Source organism: Microbispora sitophila (assembly GCF_014892245.1).
Taxonomy (GTDB): Bacteria; Actinomycetota; Actinomycetes; order Streptosporangiales; family Streptosporangiaceae; genus Microbispora; species Microbispora siamensis.
In genome coordinates this window covers 1-16,946 of sequence record NZ_JADBGC010000055.1, presented here as the reverse complement: position 1 = coordinate 16,946, position 16,946 = coordinate 1, and the positions used below count along the sequence as shown (strand labels likewise).

Sequence of the window (16,946 nt, the reverse complement as noted above, 5' to 3'; positions counted from 1 at the left end):
GGTTGATCATCGCCTGGCGCAGCGCGCTGCCGGACAGGGACTGCATCCAGCCGGGCTGCTGGGAGTGCCAGGCCAGCGTGTGCCCGCGCACCTGCTTGCCGTTCTGCACCGCCCAGTTGTAGATCCGGTCGGCGTTGGTGAAGTTGAACTGGTTCTGGTTGGGCTCGGTGGCGTCGATCTTCATCTCGTTCTCGGCCGTGATCATGTTGAACTCACGGTTCGCGATCGTGGTGTACGCCGAGTCACCCAGCTTGCCCGCACTGATCGCCGTACCGAAATACCGGCCGCTGCGGGCCGCGGCCTCGCCGAGGGTGGTGGCCGGCGGGCCGCCGCTCGGGCCGGACGAGGGGCTCGGAGACGGGCTGTCCGGCGGCGTGGGCGAGGGTGTGGGCGACGGTGTGGGCGACGGAGAGGTCGGCGTGGTGCTGTTGAGGCCGAGGAAGTCGATCGCGTAGGCGATCATGCCGTTGAGGGGCAGCGAGTGCCCCTGACCGGAGACGCTGACGCCCTCGACCGGCGGCTGGGTGCCGGTGTTGCCGTACCGGGTGCGGGTCCACCCCGACGAGGGGCTGTCGGTGGACGCGGGCGTCTGGCTGACCCCGTTGAGGTTGGTCCACTGCTTGATCTCTTCGCCGAAGTTGTTGTAGTTCAGCGTCGTGTCAGTGGTGCCGTGCCACAACTGCATGCGCGGATACGAGCCGCTGTAGCCGGGGTACATCGAGCGGGCCAGGTCACCCCACTGCTGGGCGGTCTTGATGAGCTGCCCGCCGGAGCACTGGCTGTTCCAGGTGGAGCCGTCGGTGGTGGCGAAGCAGCCCGCCGGGACGCCCATGAAGGCCGAGCCCGCCTTGAAGACGTCCGGATACTCGGCCGCCAGGACGTTGGTCATCATCGCGCCGGAGGAGACGCCGCTGACGTAGACGCGGCCGGGGTCCACGTTGTAGCGCGACTTGGCGTAGTCGACCATCGACATGATGCCGACCGGGTCGCTGCCGCCGCCCCGCTTCAGCGCCTGGGGCGAGTACACGTCGAAGCACTGGCCGCTGCGCGTGGCCTCCGGGAACACGATGATGAACCCGTACTGGTCGGCCGCGGTGACGTAGTCGCGGAAGTACCCGCTGAACAGCGCCGACGCGGTGCCCGTGCAGTAGTGGACGGCGACCAGCAGCGCGGGCCGGGCGGCCACCCGGTCCGGCACGTAGACGTACATGTTCAGGTTGCTGGGGTTGTTGCCGAAGCTGGTCACCCTGGTCAGCGAGGCCGCGGCGGCCGGTTGGGTGACCAGCAACGTGGTCGCCGCGACCACGGGCATCAGCACGGCGGCCAGTAAGGCCCCGATGCGTCGTCTCACGTGAGCTGTCCTTCCTCCGGTTGCGCCGACCGGCTCACCGAACCCGGCGGCATTAATGTTTCTGAAGCGTGCCTAAAACTTTCAGACGGCTCAAGCCACAGATCACCGCGAGATCCGCGGCGGCGAAGAGGTGGACGTCAGGAGCACGCCACCCCTCCGGAGGACCGGCGAGTTGTGGAAAGTTTCATGGAGACGCTGAAACATTGTCAGATCGCGGAGGCGGGGTCATGCGGCGGGGAGGGTGCGCCGTGAGAACGCCCGGCGGGCGGGCATGGTCTACCGCGTCAGCGGGGGGCGACGACGGGAGCCTGGACATGCTGGAGGTCATCGGCGCGGGACTTCCGCGCACCGGAACGACGTCGACGAAGGCGGCCCTGGAACGGCTCGGCTTCGGGCCCTGCTACCACACCTTCGAGGTCCTGCTCCGCCCTGAGCTCGCCGAGCGGTGGCTGCCGGTCTGCGCGGGCGCGGCGGCCGACTGGGAACGCGTCTTCGAGGGCTTCCGGTCCTGCGTGGACTGGCCAGCCAGCTTCTTCTGGCGGGAGCTGGCGCGGGCCTATCCGGAGGCCAAGATCGTCCTCACGGTCCGCGACCCCTGCAGCTGGTACGCCAGCTTCCGGGTGCTGGGCTCGCTCAGCCCCCGCGAACCGATGCGGGAAGACGAGGCGCCCGAGGCCATCCGTCCCGTCGTCGCCGCGATGACGGGCCTCCGGCCGCTCTTCGAGCGGATCAGCCAGTCGGTCTTCGGCGAGACCTGGCGACCGGGTCACACACCGGACGAGGAGCGGGCCGTCGCGGCCTACAATCGGCACGTCGCCGCGGTGCTGGCCGCCCTTCCCGCCGAGCGGCTCCTGGTCTTCGACGTGCGCGAGGGTTGGGGACCGCTGTGCGCCTTCCTCGGGGTCGCCGCTCCCCCGGGCACCCCGTTCCCGCATCTCAACGACGCCGCGTCGATCCGGAGGACGTTCGAGCTCATGCACACCGAGGGCCGGGTCCACGTGCCCTTCCCGCGCGAAGGCTGACGACCCGCCCGGAGGCGGCAGGAGTGGGCGCGTCGCCCGGGTCGGCCGCCCGGGTGGCACTCGCCCGCTCGCCGTCTCGGCGCGACGGGAAGCCGGCGACCGGGCGTACGCCCCCAGGCGACGCGCCAAGCCTTGACTACCTAATGTGGTGAGCCGATCAACGTCCGGTACGACTTCTGTCGTATCGATCGCATGTTTTGCGACGCTAGATCGAACTTATGCCCAATGTCAACGAAAGTAGGTGTTTCAGTACTCATAACACCGGTCCGGTCGCCCGCAGACACCTGACCGAGCGGTTAGCCGTGAAAGTCAAAGCGCGGTATTGACCGTGCTGTTGCACGGCCGTAACAATGTGGGCGTCTCGCGCTCGACGGCGGTGGCACGCCGACTGAGCCAGGCAGCGTTCGATTCAGTGTTCGACTCAGTGTTCGATCACGACGCGTTCGGCGCACGCGTCCTCACGAAGGGGACGATGCGTGCGGCCGCCCTGGCGACCACTTCCGAGTGCGGCCTCCGTGGCCCTGCCCTCGCCGACTTCGGCGCGGGCGCGTCTTCCCCTCATCGAGCGGCCGGACCGTCACGCTTCCCTGCCGTTGCAGCGGCACGGGTGGCGGCCCGGCCACCCATCTGACGCCCTCCGGCCAAGGAGAAGCATCACGTGAACGGTACCTCCACGAGGACCAGGCTGATGGCGGCGGCAGCGGCCGCCGTCATGACGGGCCTCTTGACCACGCCGTCGATCGCGGCGGCGCAGGAGAGTCCGGCGCCCCCGGAATCCGCCTTCCAGAAGGTGACTCTCAACGACACCCCCGGCGAGCCCATGGATCTCGCCGTCCTGCCCGACGGCCGGGTTCTGCACACCACCCGCGCCGGAACGGTCTGGATGCACGACCCGGCGACCGGCCTCAACACGAAGGCCGGCACCATCGACGTGTACCAGCACGACGAGGAGGGCCTGCAGAGCATCGCGCTCGACCCGAACTTCGGCAAGGGCAACAACTGGGTCTACCTCTACTACTCGCCCCCGCTGAACACCCCCGTCGACGACCCGAAGACGCCCGACGTGAACGAGGGCGACGCCCCCAACCAGGGCACCGCGGCGGACTGGGAGCGCTTCAAGGGCCTGATCCGGCTCTCCCGCTTCGAGTTCACCAAGGGCCGGATCGACCTGGCGAGCGAGCAGAAGATCCTCGACGTCCCGGTCGACCGGGGCATCTGCTGCCACGTCGGCGGCGACATCGTCTTCGACGCCGAGGGCAACCTCTACCTGTCCACGGGCGACGACACCAACCCCTTCTCGTCCGACGGCTACACCCCTATCGACGAGCGGCCGGGCCGCAACCCGGCGTACGACGCGCAGCGCAGCGCCGGCAACACCAACGACCTGCGCGGCAAGATCCTGCGCGTCAAGCCCAAGGACGGCGGCGGCTACACGATCCCCGAGGGCAACCTGTTCAAGCCGGGCACCGCGAAGACCCGGCCCGAGATCTACGCGATGGGCCTGCGCAACCCCTTCCGCATCGAGATCAACAAGGAGAACGGCGACCTCTACGTCGGCGACTACTCGCCGGACGCGAACCGCGCCAACCCGAACCGCGGGCCGGCCGGCACCGGCAAGTGGACGGTCATCCGCAAGGCGTCCAACTACGGCTGGCCGTACTGCGCGACCGCCAAGCTCCCCTATGTGGACTTCGACTTCGCCACCGGCAAGTCCGGCGCGCCCTTCGACTGCGCGGCCCCGGTGAACGACTCCCCGCACAACACCGGTCTGCGCGAGCTTCCCCCGGTCGAGCAGCCGGACGTGTGGTACACCTACGGCGCGTCCGCCGAGTTCCCCGAGCTCGGCACGGGCGGCATCTCCCCGATGGGCGGCCCCGTCTACCACTACGACAAGAAGGCGACGCAGGGCCGCAGCCCGGTGGCCTGGCCGGAGTACTACGACGGAGTGCCGCTGCTCTACGAGTGGTCGCGTGACTGGGTGAAGGGCATGCGCCTGGACGCGGACGGCAAGCTCGCGAAGATCGAGTCCGTCCTGCCGTCGTTCACCTTCGACAACGCCATGGATATGGAGTTCGGCCCGGACGGCGCGCTCTACGTCCTGGAGTACGGCGACGGCTACTTCTCGCAGAACCCGGACGCGCAGCTGGCCCGGATCGACTACATCGGGGAGAACGGCAACCACTCGCCGGCCCCGAAGGCGTCGGCGGACAGGACCAATGGCAAGGCGCCGCTCACCGTCGCGTTCTCCAGCGAGGGCACCGCGGACGCCGACGGCGACCGGCTCCAGTACGCCTGGGACTTCGACGCCGACGGCAAGGTGGACTCGCGCGAGGCAAACCCGACCTTCACCTACCAGGAGAACGGCGTCTACCGCGCGACGCTGAAGGTGACCGACGTGGGCGGCCCCCAGCGCGGGCGCTCGGCCACGGCCGAGGTCGAGGTCGTGGTCGGGAACCAGGCGCCGGTCGTCGAGTTCGTCAAGCCGGTCGAGGGGCAGCCGTTCCACTTCGGCGACGTCGTGCAGTTCGAGGTCAAGGTGACCGACGACCAGCCGGTGGACTGCTCCCGCGTTCGGGTGACCTACATCCTTGGGCACGACCAGCACGGGCACCCGCAGACGACCGCGAGCGGATGCACCGGCAGCATCACGACCACCGTGCCCTCGGGACACGACCCGGCGAACGACAACCTCTCCGGTGTCTTCGCCGCCACGTACACCGACCCGGGCGCCGAGGGGCTGCCGGCGCTGTCCGGCAGTGACGAGGTGGTGCTGAAGCCGGCCGGGTGACGGCAGGCGGCCGGAGCGGGCCCTCCCCGCCGGTGTGAGCGCCGGCGGGGCGGTCCGCCCCGGCTCCCGCTGAAGTCACGCGGGCCGTCACGGCCCGCGATCCGCCGTCCAGCCACAGGGAGGAACCCCCGACTATGCGTACACAGGGAAGAGCGGCGGCGCTCGCCGGGAGCCTGCTCGCCGCCGTGGCCGTCACGACGAGCGTGGCGGCTCCGCCGGCGACCGCCGAGCAGGCGTCGTGCACCGCTCCCGACGCCAGGCCCACGGTCCGGTTCCTGGACGCCGACAGCGGTGTCCCGAACAGGACCGCCGCGGGGAGCTGCACCGTCAACGACCTCGTCGACGACGAGAAGGCATGGAGCGACCACGGCGCGTTCGTCGCCCATGTCGGCGAGATCACGCGGGCTCTCAGCGGCTCCGGGGTGATCAGTGACCAGGAGCGGGCGACGCTCATGAAGACCGCGGCCCGGTCCGGCATCGGGCGGCCGAACGGCCCGAGCCCATACCGGACAATCTTCGACGGGACGCGGGCGTCCTTCGAGAAATGGGGGTACGTCGGCGGCCGGGGCTTCGCCCTGCGCGACGACGGATCCGTGGTGACCGTGAACTCGCCCGCCGGGGGCGGCCTCGGCCTGCTCTGGTACACGGCGGAGCGGTTCGGCGACTTCTCGCTGCGCCTGAAGTTCCGGGACGAGCGGGCCGGGGACGCCCGCTCCAACAGCGGCGTGTTCGTCCGCTTCCCCGGCGTGGACCCCGCGGCCAACCCCGAGTGCAAGACGAGCGACCCGGCCTGGGTCGCGGTCAACTGCGGCCACGAGATCCAGATCAACGACACCCCGGAAGGCGGCGGTGACGACCCGCGGAAGACGGGATCGGTGTACGGGTTCGCCGACCTCGACCTCGCCCACGCCCGGCCGACCGCCAAGGGCGTGTGGAACGACCTTGAGATCCGGGTGGTCGGACAGCACTACACGGTGATCCGCAACGGCGAGGTGATCAACGAGTTCGACAACGTCCCCGGCATACCGTTCCCCGGGCGTCCGGCGGATCCCGGCACGAGCGGCCGGCAGTTCGAGCGCGGCTACGTCGGGCTGCAGAACCACGACGGCGCCTCGGTCGTCGCGTTCCGCGACATCCGCGTGCGCGACCTCACCGAGACTCGCTGACCGGCGCGCGGCGGCCCCGGGCGCACGGCCGAGGCCGCCGCGAACCTGGTGAGGTGGTCAGGGCCGCACGGCGTACACCTTGCGGAGCGTCTCGTGCACGGTCCACACGGTGCGCGCGCCGGCGGGCATCAGGACGACGTCGCCGGGGCCGACCTCGAGCACCGGCCCACCCTCGACCTCGATCGTCGCGCTGCCGCCGAGCACGACGAAGACCTCGTCCGCCTCGGTGTCAGTGCTCACGCCCGGCCCGTGCTGCCAGACGCCGACCGCCAGGTCCGTACCCGAAGCCAGCTCCAGGTGACGGACCTCAGGGGTTCCGGACACCACCTGGGCGGGGTCGAGCGGGGCCGGATCGAGGTCGGCGTCGGCCAGGGCCGCCGCGCGCACCACGCGCGGAGCACCGGTGAACGATGTGTCGTGTTCCATCTGCGGAAGTGTAGGGCCCGGAGGTGCGCACCCCTGCGGGACCTCGTCATTCTCACGGTGCCTCCGGGCCAGGCGCCGGTGCTCATGGGGTGGGTGCCGGCTGGCCTATTTCCGGCCGGCGAGGGTGTGGGCGACCAGCGCGTTGGCGTGGCCGTGCCCGAGACCGTGTTCGGACTTGAGCCAGCTGACGAGTTCCATGTGCTTGGTCAGAGGCGAAGAGTTGATGAGGTCGATCCATTCCTGGACGGGACGACCGTACTTCTTCTCGATCGCCGGGAAGTAGCTGGCGGGGCCGTTTGCCGGCGTGGTCATGTCCGGGGTCCTTTCTGCTGCCGGATGGGTGTCAGGCGAGGGCCGCGTGGATGATATCGGCGCAGGCGGCGACGTCGAGCTCCAGGCCCTGATGGTCGCCGGGGAAGACGAGCGGCTCGACGCCGAGCCGTTCGGCCAGCACCCGGGCGGACAGAGCGGGCACGCCGTCGCCCGATGCCGCTCCGACGCCGACGGCGACCGGCACGGGACCGGAGCGCAGCGCGGCGATGTCGGGCTCGAAGCGCAGCGCGGCGATGTCGGGCTCGAAGCGCAGCACGGGCAGCAGCACGTGGGCCAGGAAGTGGTCGAGGTTGCCCTGGATGCGGCCCATCGTCTCCAGCGCCTCGGGCGGCATCCGGGAAGGATCGGGCATCGCGGGAGGCGCGCTGTTCTCCCCGTCGACGGTGGCGACGAACTTGCCCATCGCCGCGCCCGCGCCCTGGTCGCGGTAGGTGTCGTACACGTCCTGGAACGCCGCCCGCCAGTGCTCGCGGCCGGGCAGCAGTTCGGGGATCGGCGGCTCGTGCACGACCAGGGCGCGCACCCGTTCGGGATGGCGCAGCGCCAGGTCAAGGGCGGTGAGGGCGCCGCCGCTGTTGCCCAGCACGTAGGCCGGCTCGTCGCCCAGGGCGGCCAGCAGGCGACAGGCGTCCTCGCTGAAGACCCTGACGTCCTGGTCGGCGGGCGGTCCCGTCAGGGTGCTGCGGGACAGGCCGCGCTGGTCGTAGGTGACGACGGTGTAGCGGTCGGACAGGGTCGCGGCGAGCCCGGCCAGCGCCCCGGCGTCGGCGGGCGCGCCGGGGATCATCAGCAACAGCGGTCCCGTTCCCCGGACCTCGTAGTGCAGGCGTGCGCCGGGAACGGGCAGCGTCCTGGTCTCGACGTCGTTCATCGGTGTCTTCCGTTCCTGTTCAGGGGGTCGGTCAGGCGGGCTGGTAGGTGAGGTCGAGCACGCCGGTGGTGAAGGTGGCCGATCGGGTGAGCTTCAGCGACACGGGGGTGGCGCTCTCGGGGAAGAGGCGCTGCCCGGCGCCGACCACGAGCGGGTGGACCAGCAGGCGCAACTCATCCAGGAGCCCGGCCTGCAGCAGAGCGCGGACCAGGCTGATGCTGCCCGTCAGGGCGATCGTGCCGCCGGGTTGCTCCTTGAGCTCCTTCACGGCGGCGATGACGTCGCCCTCGATGAGGGTCGCGTTGCTCCAGCCGACCGTGGTGAGGCCGGTGGAGGCGACGAGCTTGCGGATGCCGTTGATCGCGTCGGCCAGTTCGCCGGTCTGGTGAGGCCAGACAGCGGCGAACGCCTCATAGGTGACGCGTCCCATCAGCAGGGTGTCGGCCTCGGCGTACATCTGGCCGACCGCCGTGCCCATCTCCTCGCTCAGGTAGGGGAAGTGCCACGTCTCGGGCGCCTCCACGACGCCGTCCAGCGAGACGAACAGCCCGGCGACGACCTTCCGCGCAGTCATGCGTTCACTCCTCGGATAACACCAGGTGGACGGCCGACCGGCCGAACGAGCAGCAGCTTGTCTTTTACAAGCATGCTTTGTCAACTGAAGTTCGCGGTAGGATCTGCAGCATGGCAGCTCGTGAGTACGGACAGTTCTGCGGCCTGGCCCGCGCGATGGAGATGGTCGGCGAACGCTGGACCCTGCTGATCGTCCGCGACCTGCTGTCGGGACCCCTGCGCTACACCGACCTGCACAAGGGCCTGCGCTCCATCCCGACCAACATCCTGTCGGCCCGCCTCAAACAACTCGAGGAGGCGGGCCTTGTCCTTCGCCGCGCGCTGCCCCACCCTGAGCGCGCGGTCGTCTACGAGCTCACCGACTACGGACGCGAGCTCGAACCGGCACTGATCGCGCTGGGCCGCTGGGGTGCCAGAACCATGACCGAGCCCCGTGCCGGAGAGGTCGTCACTCCGGAGTCGGTGGCCATGGCCTTCCGCACCACCTACCGCCCGGAAGCAGCCCGGGGGACCACCGTCGGCTACGAGGTCCGCATGGGCGACTTCACCCTCCGCCTACAGATCACCGACGGGGCCCTGACGGTCGGCGTCGGCCCGCACCCCGCCCCGGACCTCGTCGTCGAGAGGCTGAACGATCAAGGGATCCACGCTCTGATGACCGGCGCCAGGACCCCCGGCCAAGCACTCGCCGACGGCAGCGTGCGGGTGCACGGCGATCCCGCGCTTCTCCACCGGTTCGTCGAGACGTTCCGCTTCTGACCCGAACGGCGTCGCGCGGAGATGGTCCATCCGGACATCACAGGAAGGGGTCGCTGCATCGGCCGTCCTTCACACGGTCGTAGATCGCACGCAGCCACGGCTCACGAACCTCCGGCAGCCGTGCCAGCGTGTCGAGGAACACGTCCCAGTCAGGCCGGAACGGGCGAAATGGCAGCAGCGGTGGAAGAGCGTCGCGGCAGGCGTTGCCGCCCCGCCCGCGCGAGACGGCGATGAGCCGCCGATCGTCGTGGAAGGCCAGATACGTCCACACCTCCGCGCTCAGCGGCACCGCCACCCCCGCACCGTACGGCCACGCCTCACCCGTCTGCGGATGCCGCGGGACCAGGGCGATGTCCGAGGTCGCGGCGGGTAGCCCCGGCCCCGCCAGGGCCAGGCTCCTCATCGCCGGCCCCGGCGGAAGCAGGACGTCGAGCAGCGGACGGAACACGCCGGCGACGGCGCCGGCGGGTACGGCCACCCGCGCACCGCCGGACGCCACCAGGAGACGGGCCAGCGCCGCCGCGACCGCGGCCTCCCACACCGGGCTCCACGCCCCGATCGGCTCGACCGGCGGAGTTTCCGCCCCTTCATCGCGCAGTTCCTCCCAGGCGGAGCACTCGACGCACGGGCCCGTCGACACCGACGGCGCGAACCGCCCGCGGATCCAGCCACACCACATGCCAGTACGAGCAGTCGTCGACGCGGGTCGCCACTTCGCGTCCGCACCGCTCACAGGCCAGGTTCGGGCCGTTCCTGCCGTCCAGGCCGCAGCAGAGGCCGTCACACCGCTGGGGAATCAGAACGGTCCCGCGGACGTCGCCCGGCGAGACCGCGATCGCCCCCGATGGCCCGTACGACAAGGAGTACACCGGCGCGTACACGCCGCGGGCCTCGGCTTCCCGCGCACCGACATCCTCCCAGGGCCGCCATGGCCAGCCGGAAGGCTCCGGGTCCACGGCGTACGTCCCCGGCTCCATGAGAGCGGGAACCAGATCATGGCCGTACCGCTGGTGCGCATGGACGGGAAGCGCGACCCGCGCGACGGGCGAGGTCAGCACGGCTCCGCAACCCGCACACGCGAACACCGGCACATGCCCTCCCGAACCGACGCCGACGATCCCGATTCGAATTGAACCGAGCGAGGAGCGTCCGGCACCAGTGCGGACGAGGAACCAGCTAATCCGCGGTGACGGCGGCGTCGAGGGGTGACGCCGGGACGGTCAGGACGGTGGCGACCAGGGCGGCCAGCGCCAGCGACGCGACGCCGATCACCGCGAGGGACGCGCCGAGCCCTCCGGTCAACGCGGTCAGGGCGCCGACGAGCAACGGGGACAGGAACTCGCCGAGGAACAACGCGGCGGTCCACAGCCCGGTGCCGCGGCCCCGCCGCGCGAACGGCAGGCCGCCGACCGCCCACGTGAGCAGGGTCGGCAGCAGCAGCCCGGTGGCGAACCCGGTGAGCACGGCACCCGCGACGATCACGGGCACGGACCCGGCGGCGAAGATCAGCAGCAGGCCCAGCCCGGACAGTGCGAACTCCGCGACGAGCAGCGCCCGCGCGCCGCGGCCCGCGGCCTTGGCGAACAGTCCTGCCCCGACGGCGGTCGCGAGGGACATCAGCGCGGTGACGGCGCCGATGGCGGCGGGGTCGGCGACCCCCGCCCCGTCCAGCACGTACGACAACTGCACGATCAGCGTGTAGAAGACGACGCCTCCGCCGACCGTCACCAGGGAGGGCACGGCGAGGGCGCGCCAGGGCCAGGGCTGCCGGTCCTCGTGGCGGGAGGCGGCGGGCTGCCACAGCAGGAACGCCATGGGGATCGCGGTGAGCGCGGCGGCGGCGTACACCCAGAAGGGCGTGCGCCAGCCTCCGGCGCCGAGCAGGCCGCCGAGCGCGAAGAAGACGGTCGCGGCGACGGTGGTTGCGAGGGTCTGCATGCCGAGGTAGCGGGCGCGGCGCGGCCCGGACCAGTAGTCGGCGATCAGGGTGGTGCAGCAGGTCATGATGGCCGCCTCGCACACGCCGACGAGCACCCGGCTGACCAGGATGGCCTGGAGCGAGTCCAGGTAGAGCGGCGCGGTGCCGAAGACCGAGTAGGCCACCATGGTGACGATCAGCAGCCGCTTGCGGTCGAACCGGTCGGCGATGGCGCCGGCGAAGGGCGCCCCTAACGCGACGAACAGCGCGGGAACGGTCAGGACGACCGGCACCAGGACGGCGGCCCCCGGGGTGGCGGCGAAGTGCTCGCTCATGCGGGGCAGGACCGGGGAGAGCAGGACGGCCCCGAGCACGGGCATGCAGCTCCCGATGAGCAGCACGATGAGCTGGGGCAGACCGGCCCGCGCGGCGGAGACCGATTGGGACATACGGGGCCTCGCTGGATGTCGCGGGGATGTGGCAGGCATCACTGTCAGACATCCGGCCCGGTGTGCGGAAGACGGAAAGTACCGATGGTCGTCATCCACCCGGTGGATGGCCGGGCAGCGGGGGCAGGCCGGCGCCCACCCGGGCGGCGGTCTCGCGCAGCCAGATGTGGGCGGCGTCGTGCGTGTGGACGGGGTGCCACCACAGGGCCTCCTGCAGTGGCACGGCCGGGAACGGGCAGGGCAGCGTGCGGACCGGGGCGAGGTCGCGCAGCAGGCCGGCGAGGCGCCGCTGGATCAGCGCGATCCTGCGGGTGCCCGCCACCAGGCTCGGCAGGAGCTGGAAGCTGTGCACGGACACGTCCACCTGCGGTTCCAGCCCGAGCATGGACATCTGACGGGCCACCGGGGCGTCGAACGGCCGCTGGTAGACCACCCACGGCAGCCGCGCCAGGTCGTCCATCGTGAGCCGCTCCCCCACGTCCGGGTTGTCGGCGGAGACCAGGCAGACCCACTCGTCGCGGTACAGCTCCACCGCCGGAAAGTCGCTGATCACGCCGTGCGGCATCAGCATCCCGTCCACCCCGCCGAGGGTGGAGTCGGCGTTCTCCACGATGCCGGGCGACGCGGGGAGGAAGTGCAGCCGTACGCCGGGCGCCTCGGCGTGCAGGACGCGGGCGAGTTCCGCGCCGAAGACGGCGATCGCGTAGTCGGATGACAGCAGGGTGAACTCGTGCCGCTCGGTGGCCGGGTGGAAGTCCGCGCGGCTGGTGAACAGCCGCTCCAGCATCGCGTAGGCGTTCGCGGCGGGTGCGCGCAGGGCGGTGCCGAGAGGTGTCAGCTCGTAGCGGTTGCCCTGCCTGACCAGCAGTTCGTCGCCGAAGTGGCGGCGGAGCCTGGCCAGGGCGGCGCTCGTCGCGGGCTGGCTCAGCCCGATCCTCGCGCCCGCCCGGGTCACGTTGCGCTCCTCTAGCAGGGCGCACAGGGCGACCAGGAGGTTGAGGTCGAGCCTCTCGAGGTTCACGGCACCCTCACTATCCATTGCATGGATTGACCAGATCTAAAGAATCGATTTCCCAAATCGTTCCGTCAGGTCCAAGGTTAAGGGCACCACACCGGGAGGACACCTCGTGGAAACATCCCCGCCCCTTGCCGGCCCGTTCGCGCTCGGCACCTTCTCCGCCCGCGCCTTTTCCGACAGCGCGCCCTTCCCCGGCCTGGTCACCGGCGATCACGTCCTGGACCTGCGCACCGTCCCCGCTCTCGGGGCGTACGACAGCACGCGGGCGCTGCTGGAGCGCTGGGACGACGTCCTGCCGCTGCTTCGGCAGGCGGCCCAGACGCCGGGAGAGCGGCTGCCGCCGGCGGAGCTGCGGGTGCACGCCCCGGTCCAGCCCCGGCAGATCCTGCAGTCCGGCGCCAACTACCGCACCCATGTGATCGACCTGGCGGTGGCGCACGAGCCCGAGGGCGGCCGGCCCGCCGAACAGGTGCGGGCCGAGACCGCAGCGATGATGGACCGCCGCGCGGCCGAGGACCAGCCGTACGTGTTCATCGGCCTGCCCTCCTCGGTGACCGGCCCGTACGACGACGTGGTCATCCCTGCCTGGTGCGCCAAACCCGACTGGGAGCTGGAGTTGGCGGCGGTGATCGGCCGCCCGGCCTTCCGGGTTCCCGCCGAGCACGCCTTGGAGCACGTCGCCGCGTACACGATCGCCAACGACGTCACCGCCCGTGAGGTGGTCTTCCGCCGCGACATGCCGGAGATCGGCACCGACTGGCTGCGGGCCAAGAACGCCCCGACGTTCACCCCGCTCGGGCCCTACCTGGTGCCGGCCGCCTTCGTCGGCGACCCCGGCAACCTGCGCGTGACGCTCCGGCTCAACGGGAAGGTCATGCAGGACGAGACCACCAAGGACATGATCTTCGACGTGGCGCGGCTGGTGTCGTACGCCTCGCAGACCGTCGAACTGCTGCCCGGCGACCTGGTGCTCACCGGCAGCCCGGCCGGCAACGGCATGCACTGGGGCCGGCTGCTGCGGCCGGGCGACGTGATGGAGGGCACGATCACCGGGCTGGGCGTCCAGCGCAACCGCTGTGTGAACGAGGCGGCATGACACCGGAAACCGCGATCGCCGAGGCCTCGGCGAGATACTCCAACTGGGGCCGCTGGGGCGCCGGCGACGTGCTCGGCACGGTCAACTTCATCGACGAGGCCAAGCGCCGCGAGGGCGCGGCGTGCGCCCGCACGGGCGCGTCGTTCTCGCTGGCCCAGCGGTTCGACATGAACGGCCCGCAGAAAGGCTGGCGGCGCCGCACCAACCCGGTGCACACGATGCTGGACACCGGGGTGGACGCGGTCCACGGCGACCAGGGGTTCCCGCACGGGTTCGGCGGCGCGGACGACGTCATCGCGATGCCGCTGCAGTGCTCCACCCAGTGGGACGGCCTCGGCCACATCTTCGACCACGGCAGGGCCTGGAACGGCCGGCCCGCCGACCGGGTCGTCACCAGCGAGGGCGACCAGGTCACCGGCATCGAGCACATGGCCGCGCCGGTCGCCGGCCGCGGCGTGCTGCTCGACGTGGGGCGCGTGATCGGCGGCGGGGAACTGCCGGACGGATTCGCGATCACCGAGGAGCACCTGAACACCACGGCCGCGGCGCACGGCGTCACGGTCGGCCGCGGCGACATCGTGTGCGTACGGACCGGGCAGCTGACCAGGGCCCGGAGGGAGGGCTGGGGCGACTACGCCGGCGGCCCCGCCCCCGGCCTGTCGTTCTGGAGCGCCGGCTGGCTGCACCGCACCGAGATCGCCGCCATCGCCACCGACACGTGGGGCTTCGAGGTGCGCCCCAACGAGTTCGAGGACGCCTTCCAGCCGCTGCACCAGGTGGCCCTCCCGCACATCGGCCTGCTCGTCGGCGAGATGTGGGACCTGGACGCGCTCGCCGCGCACTGCGCCGCCGACGGCGTGTACGAGTTCTTCCTCGCCGCCGCCCCGCTCCCGATCACGGGCGCGGTCGGCTCCCCCGTCAACCCCCTCGCGATCAAGTGAGTCCCTCATGCCAGCAGTAGGCAACGTCCTCATCGTCGGCGGCGGCACCGCCGGATCGGCCCTGGCGATCCTGCTCGCCCGCGCCGGGGTCACCGTGGACATCGCGGAGATCCAGCCCGCGACCACCGCGCTCGGCTCGGGCATCACCCTGCAGGGCAACGCGCTGCGGGTGCTGCGCGACCTCGGGGTATGGGACCGGGTCGCCGCCGCGGGCTTCCCGTTCGACTCGCTCGGGCTGCGTGCCCCCGACGGCACGCTGCTCGCGGAGATCCCCGACGCGCGCACCGGCGGCCCCGGCCTGCCCGCCACGCTCGGCATGAACCGCCCCGAACTGGCCGCCATCCTCGCCGACGCCGTACGCGAGGCCGGGGCGCGGACCAGGTTCGGGGTGACCGCCGAGGCGCTGGCCGACACCGGCGACCAGGTGGAGGTGCGGCTGTCCGACGGCGCCACCGGCACGTACGACCTGGTGGTGGGCGCCGACGGCATCCGCTCGGCGGTGCGCGCTCTGATCGGGATCGACATCGCCCCACGGCCGACCGGCATGGGCATCTGGCGTGTCCACACCCGCCGCCCCGGCGGGGTCGAGCGCACCGACCTGATCTACGGCGGGCCCTGCTTCATCGCCGGATACTGCCCGACGGGCCCGGACACGATGTACGCCTACCTCGTGGAGAAGGCCAGGCCACGGGAGAGCCTGGAAGACAAGGTCGCGCACATGCGGGCCCTCGCCGAGGGGTACGGCGGCACCTGGGACGAGATCCGGGAGGACATCACCGACCCGGACCGCGTCAACTACACGTGGTTCGAGTCGCTGCTGGTGGACCGCCCGTGGAACCGCGGCCGCGTCGTGCTCGTCGGCGACGCCGCGCACGCCTGCCCGCCGACCCTCGCCCAGGGCGCGGCCCAGTGCCTGGAGGACGCCGCCGTCCTGGCCGAGCTGCTGCTCGCCGCCGACCGGCTCGACCAGTCGCTGTTCGACGCGTACATGGACCGCCGTCACGAACGGGCGAAGGCCGTGGTCGAGGCGTCCCTGCGGCTCGCGGAATGGCAGCTCAACCCGGCGCCGGACGCCGACGTGCCCGGCCTCATGGGCCGGATCGGCGCGCTCGTGACGGAGCGGCCGTGATCACGGTCGACGCGCACGCGCACGTGCTGCTGCCGGAGATCGAGCAGGCCGTCGCCGGGCGGCCCGGCCACGCGGAGCATCGGGAGCTGGACGCGCGCCGCAACGGCCCCGAGTCCCTGGAGGTCTCCGGGCAAATGATCTCCGAGCGCCTCGCGCGGCTCACCCGGGTGCCGGCGCGGCTGGCCGACATGGACCGCGCCGGCGTGGACGTGCAGATCGTCAGCCCGTCCCCGTCGCACTACCACTACTGGGCCGGCCCTGATCTGGCGCGTACGGTGTGGCGGCTGGCGAACGAGCACACGGCCGCGCACTGTGCGCAGGCCCCCGGGCGGCTGTACGGCCTCGGCCTGGTCCCGCTCCAGCACCCCGGACTCATGGTGGAGGCGCTGGACCACGCGCTCGGCCTCGGTCTGAAGGGCGTGGAGATCTCCTCCCACGCACCCAGCCTTGAGCTGTCGGACCCGGCGTACGAGCCGTTCTGGGCGCACGCGGCGGCGACCGGCGCGGTCGTATTCCTCCACCCCTTCGGCTGCACGCTGGACGAGCGGCTGGACCGCTGGTATCTGTCCAACATCGTGGGGCAGCCCGCGGAGAACGCCGTCGCGCTGTCTCACCTGATCTTCTCCGGCGTGCTCGACCGGCATCCGGACCTGAGGCTGCTGGCCGCGCACGGCGGCGGTTACCTGCCCACCTACGTGGGCCGGGCCGACCACGGCTGGCGGGTACGGCCCGAGGCGCGGGGCTGCGCCGAGCCGCCCGGCGCCTATCTGCGGCGGATCTGGTTCGACTCCCTCGTCTACGAGCCCGCGGCGCTGCGCGCCCTGGTCGAGGCAACCGGGCCGGACCGGGTCGTGCTCGGCTCCGACCACCCCTTCGACATGGGCGTCGAGGACCCGCTCGACCGGCTGCGCGCCGCGCTGCCGCCCGGGGACGCCTTCGACGCCGTTCGCGGCGGCAACGCCCTCCATCTGTTCGATCTGAAGGAATCTCAATGACCATGTCAAGCGGCGAGCGCTGTGAGCTGGGACGGCGGAAAAGGGGAGAAGACCCGGTTGTCGCGCAGCAGAGCCCACAGCACATCGACCAAGCGTCGGGCCAGAGCCAGT

Annotated in this window: 16 protein-coding genes; 8 read left to right on the top strand and 8 right to left on the bottom strand. The window is 71.3% G+C overall.

Going from position 1 to position 16,946, the window contains the following annotated elements; genetic code table 11:
* Positions 1 to 1,351: extracellular catalytic domain type 1 short-chain-length polyhydroxyalkanoate depolymerase (locus IL992_RS45025; protein WP_319019245.1), on the bottom strand; the 1,351-nt coding region annotated here is incomplete at its 3' end.
* Between the two features lie 314 nt (positions 1,352 to 1,665).
* Between IL992_RS45025 and IL992_RS45020 the strand changes: the two genes are divergently transcribed.
* The 3 genes from IL992_RS45020 to IL992_RS45010 all read left to right on the top strand — a co-directional run bounded on the left by IL992_RS45020 (position 1,666) and on the right by IL992_RS45010 (position 6,327).
* A complete protein-coding gene (locus IL992_RS45020) occupies positions 1,666 to 2,373 on the top strand; it encodes a sulfotransferase family protein (protein WP_226874957.1) in 708 nt (235 codons plus the stop codon).
* A 658-nt stretch (positions 2,374 to 3,031) separates the two neighbouring features.
* Positions 3,032 to 5,161, top strand: a complete 2,130-nt coding sequence (locus IL992_RS45015) for a PQQ-dependent sugar dehydrogenase (protein ID WP_319019244.1) — start codon at positions 3,032 to 3,034, stop codon at positions 5,159 to 5,161.
* A 134-nt stretch (positions 5,162 to 5,295) separates the two neighbouring features.
* The gene (locus IL992_RS45010) at positions 5,296 to 6,327 is read left to right on the top strand and encodes a 3-keto-disaccharide hydrolase (protein ID WP_193209414.1); all 1,032 of its coding nucleotides are present in this window, start codon (positions 5,296 to 5,298) and stop codon (positions 6,325 to 6,327) included.
* A gap of 57 nt (positions 6,328 to 6,384) precedes the next feature.
* Here the strand turns inward: IL992_RS45010 and IL992_RS45005 are convergent, their stop codons facing one another.
* The 4 genes from IL992_RS45005 to IL992_RS44990 all read right to left on the bottom strand — a co-directional run bounded on the left by IL992_RS45005 (position 6,385) and on the right by IL992_RS44990 (position 8,531).
* The gene (locus IL992_RS45005; protein WP_193209413.1) at positions 6,385 to 6,753 is read right to left on the bottom strand and encodes a cupin domain-containing protein; all 369 of its coding nucleotides are present in this window, start codon (positions 6,751 to 6,753) and stop codon (positions 6,385 to 6,387) included.
* A gap of 105 nt (positions 6,754 to 6,858) precedes the next feature.
* A complete protein-coding gene (locus tag IL992_RS45000) occupies positions 6,859 to 7,065 on the bottom strand; it encodes a DUF4287 domain-containing protein (protein WP_193209412.1) in 207 nt (68 codons plus the stop codon).
* Between the two features lie 31 nt (positions 7,066 to 7,096).
* Entirely contained in the window at positions 7,097 to 7,957 is an 861-nt protein-coding gene (locus tag IL992_RS44995; protein ID WP_193209411.1) for an alpha/beta fold hydrolase, read from the bottom strand.
* Between the two features lie 31 nt (positions 7,958 to 7,988).
* The gene (locus tag IL992_RS44990) at positions 7,989 to 8,531 is read right to left on the bottom strand and encodes a dihydrofolate reductase family protein (protein WP_193209410.1); all 543 of its coding nucleotides are present in this window, start codon (positions 8,529 to 8,531) and stop codon (positions 7,989 to 7,991) included.
* Between the two features lie 110 nt (positions 8,532 to 8,641).
* Here IL992_RS44990 and IL992_RS44985 point away from each other — a divergent pair, with 110 nt between their 5' ends.
* On the top strand, positions 8,642 to 9,289 hold the full coding sequence (locus IL992_RS44985) for a winged helix-turn-helix transcriptional regulator (protein WP_193209409.1): 648 nt from the start codon (positions 8,642 to 8,644) through the stop codon (positions 9,287 to 9,289).
* 37 nt (positions 9,290 to 9,326) lie between these two features.
* Here IL992_RS44985 and IL992_RS47375 read toward each other — a convergent pair whose 3' ends face one another.
* The 3 genes from IL992_RS47375 to IL992_RS44970 all read right to left on the bottom strand — a co-directional run bounded on the left by IL992_RS47375 (position 9,327) and on the right by IL992_RS44970 (position 12,677).
* Positions 9,327 to 9,929 carry a hypothetical protein gene (locus tag IL992_RS47375; protein WP_226874956.1) on the bottom strand — a complete coding sequence of 201 codons (603 nt, stop codon included), beginning with the start codon at positions 9,927 to 9,929 and terminating at the stop codon, positions 9,327 to 9,329.
* 536 nt (positions 9,930 to 10,465) lie between these two features.
* A complete protein-coding gene (locus IL992_RS44975) occupies positions 10,466 to 11,656 on the bottom strand; it encodes an MFS transporter (RefSeq protein ID WP_193209408.1) in 1,191 nt (396 codons plus the stop codon).
* Positions 11,657 to 11,747: 91 nt separating this feature from the next.
* Positions 11,748 to 12,677 (bottom strand): LysR family transcriptional regulator, encoded by a 930-nt coding sequence (locus tag IL992_RS44970; RefSeq protein ID WP_193209407.1) that lies wholly within the window; start codon positions 12,675 to 12,677, stop codon positions 11,748 to 11,750.
* 106 nt (positions 12,678 to 12,783) lie between these two features.
* Here IL992_RS44970 and IL992_RS44965 point away from each other — a divergent pair, with 106 nt between their 5' ends.
* From IL992_RS44965 to IL992_RS44950, 4 genes are read left to right on the top strand one after another with little or no spacing between them, the layout of a single operon-like run.
* Positions 12,784 to 13,770, top strand: a complete 987-nt coding sequence (locus IL992_RS44965; RefSeq protein ID WP_193209406.1) for a fumarylacetoacetate hydrolase family protein — start codon at positions 12,784 to 12,786, stop codon at positions 13,768 to 13,770.
* A complete protein-coding gene (locus tag IL992_RS44960; protein ID WP_193209405.1) occupies positions 13,767 to 14,711 on the top strand; it encodes a cyclase family protein in 945 nt (314 codons plus the stop codon). The genes IL992_RS44965 and IL992_RS44960 overlap by 4 nt, the downstream gene beginning before the upstream one ends.
* A 7-nt stretch (positions 14,712 to 14,718) precedes the next feature.
* A complete protein-coding gene (locus IL992_RS44955) occupies positions 14,719 to 15,840 on the top strand; it encodes an FAD-dependent monooxygenase (protein ID WP_193209404.1) in 1,122 nt (373 codons plus the stop codon).
* Entirely contained in the window at positions 15,837 to 16,835 is a 999-nt protein-coding gene (locus IL992_RS44950; RefSeq protein WP_319019243.1) for an amidohydrolase family protein, read from the top strand. Before IL992_RS44955 ends, IL992_RS44950 begins: the two co-directional genes overlap by 4 nt.
* Positions 16,836 to 16,946 lie beyond the last annotated feature (111 nt).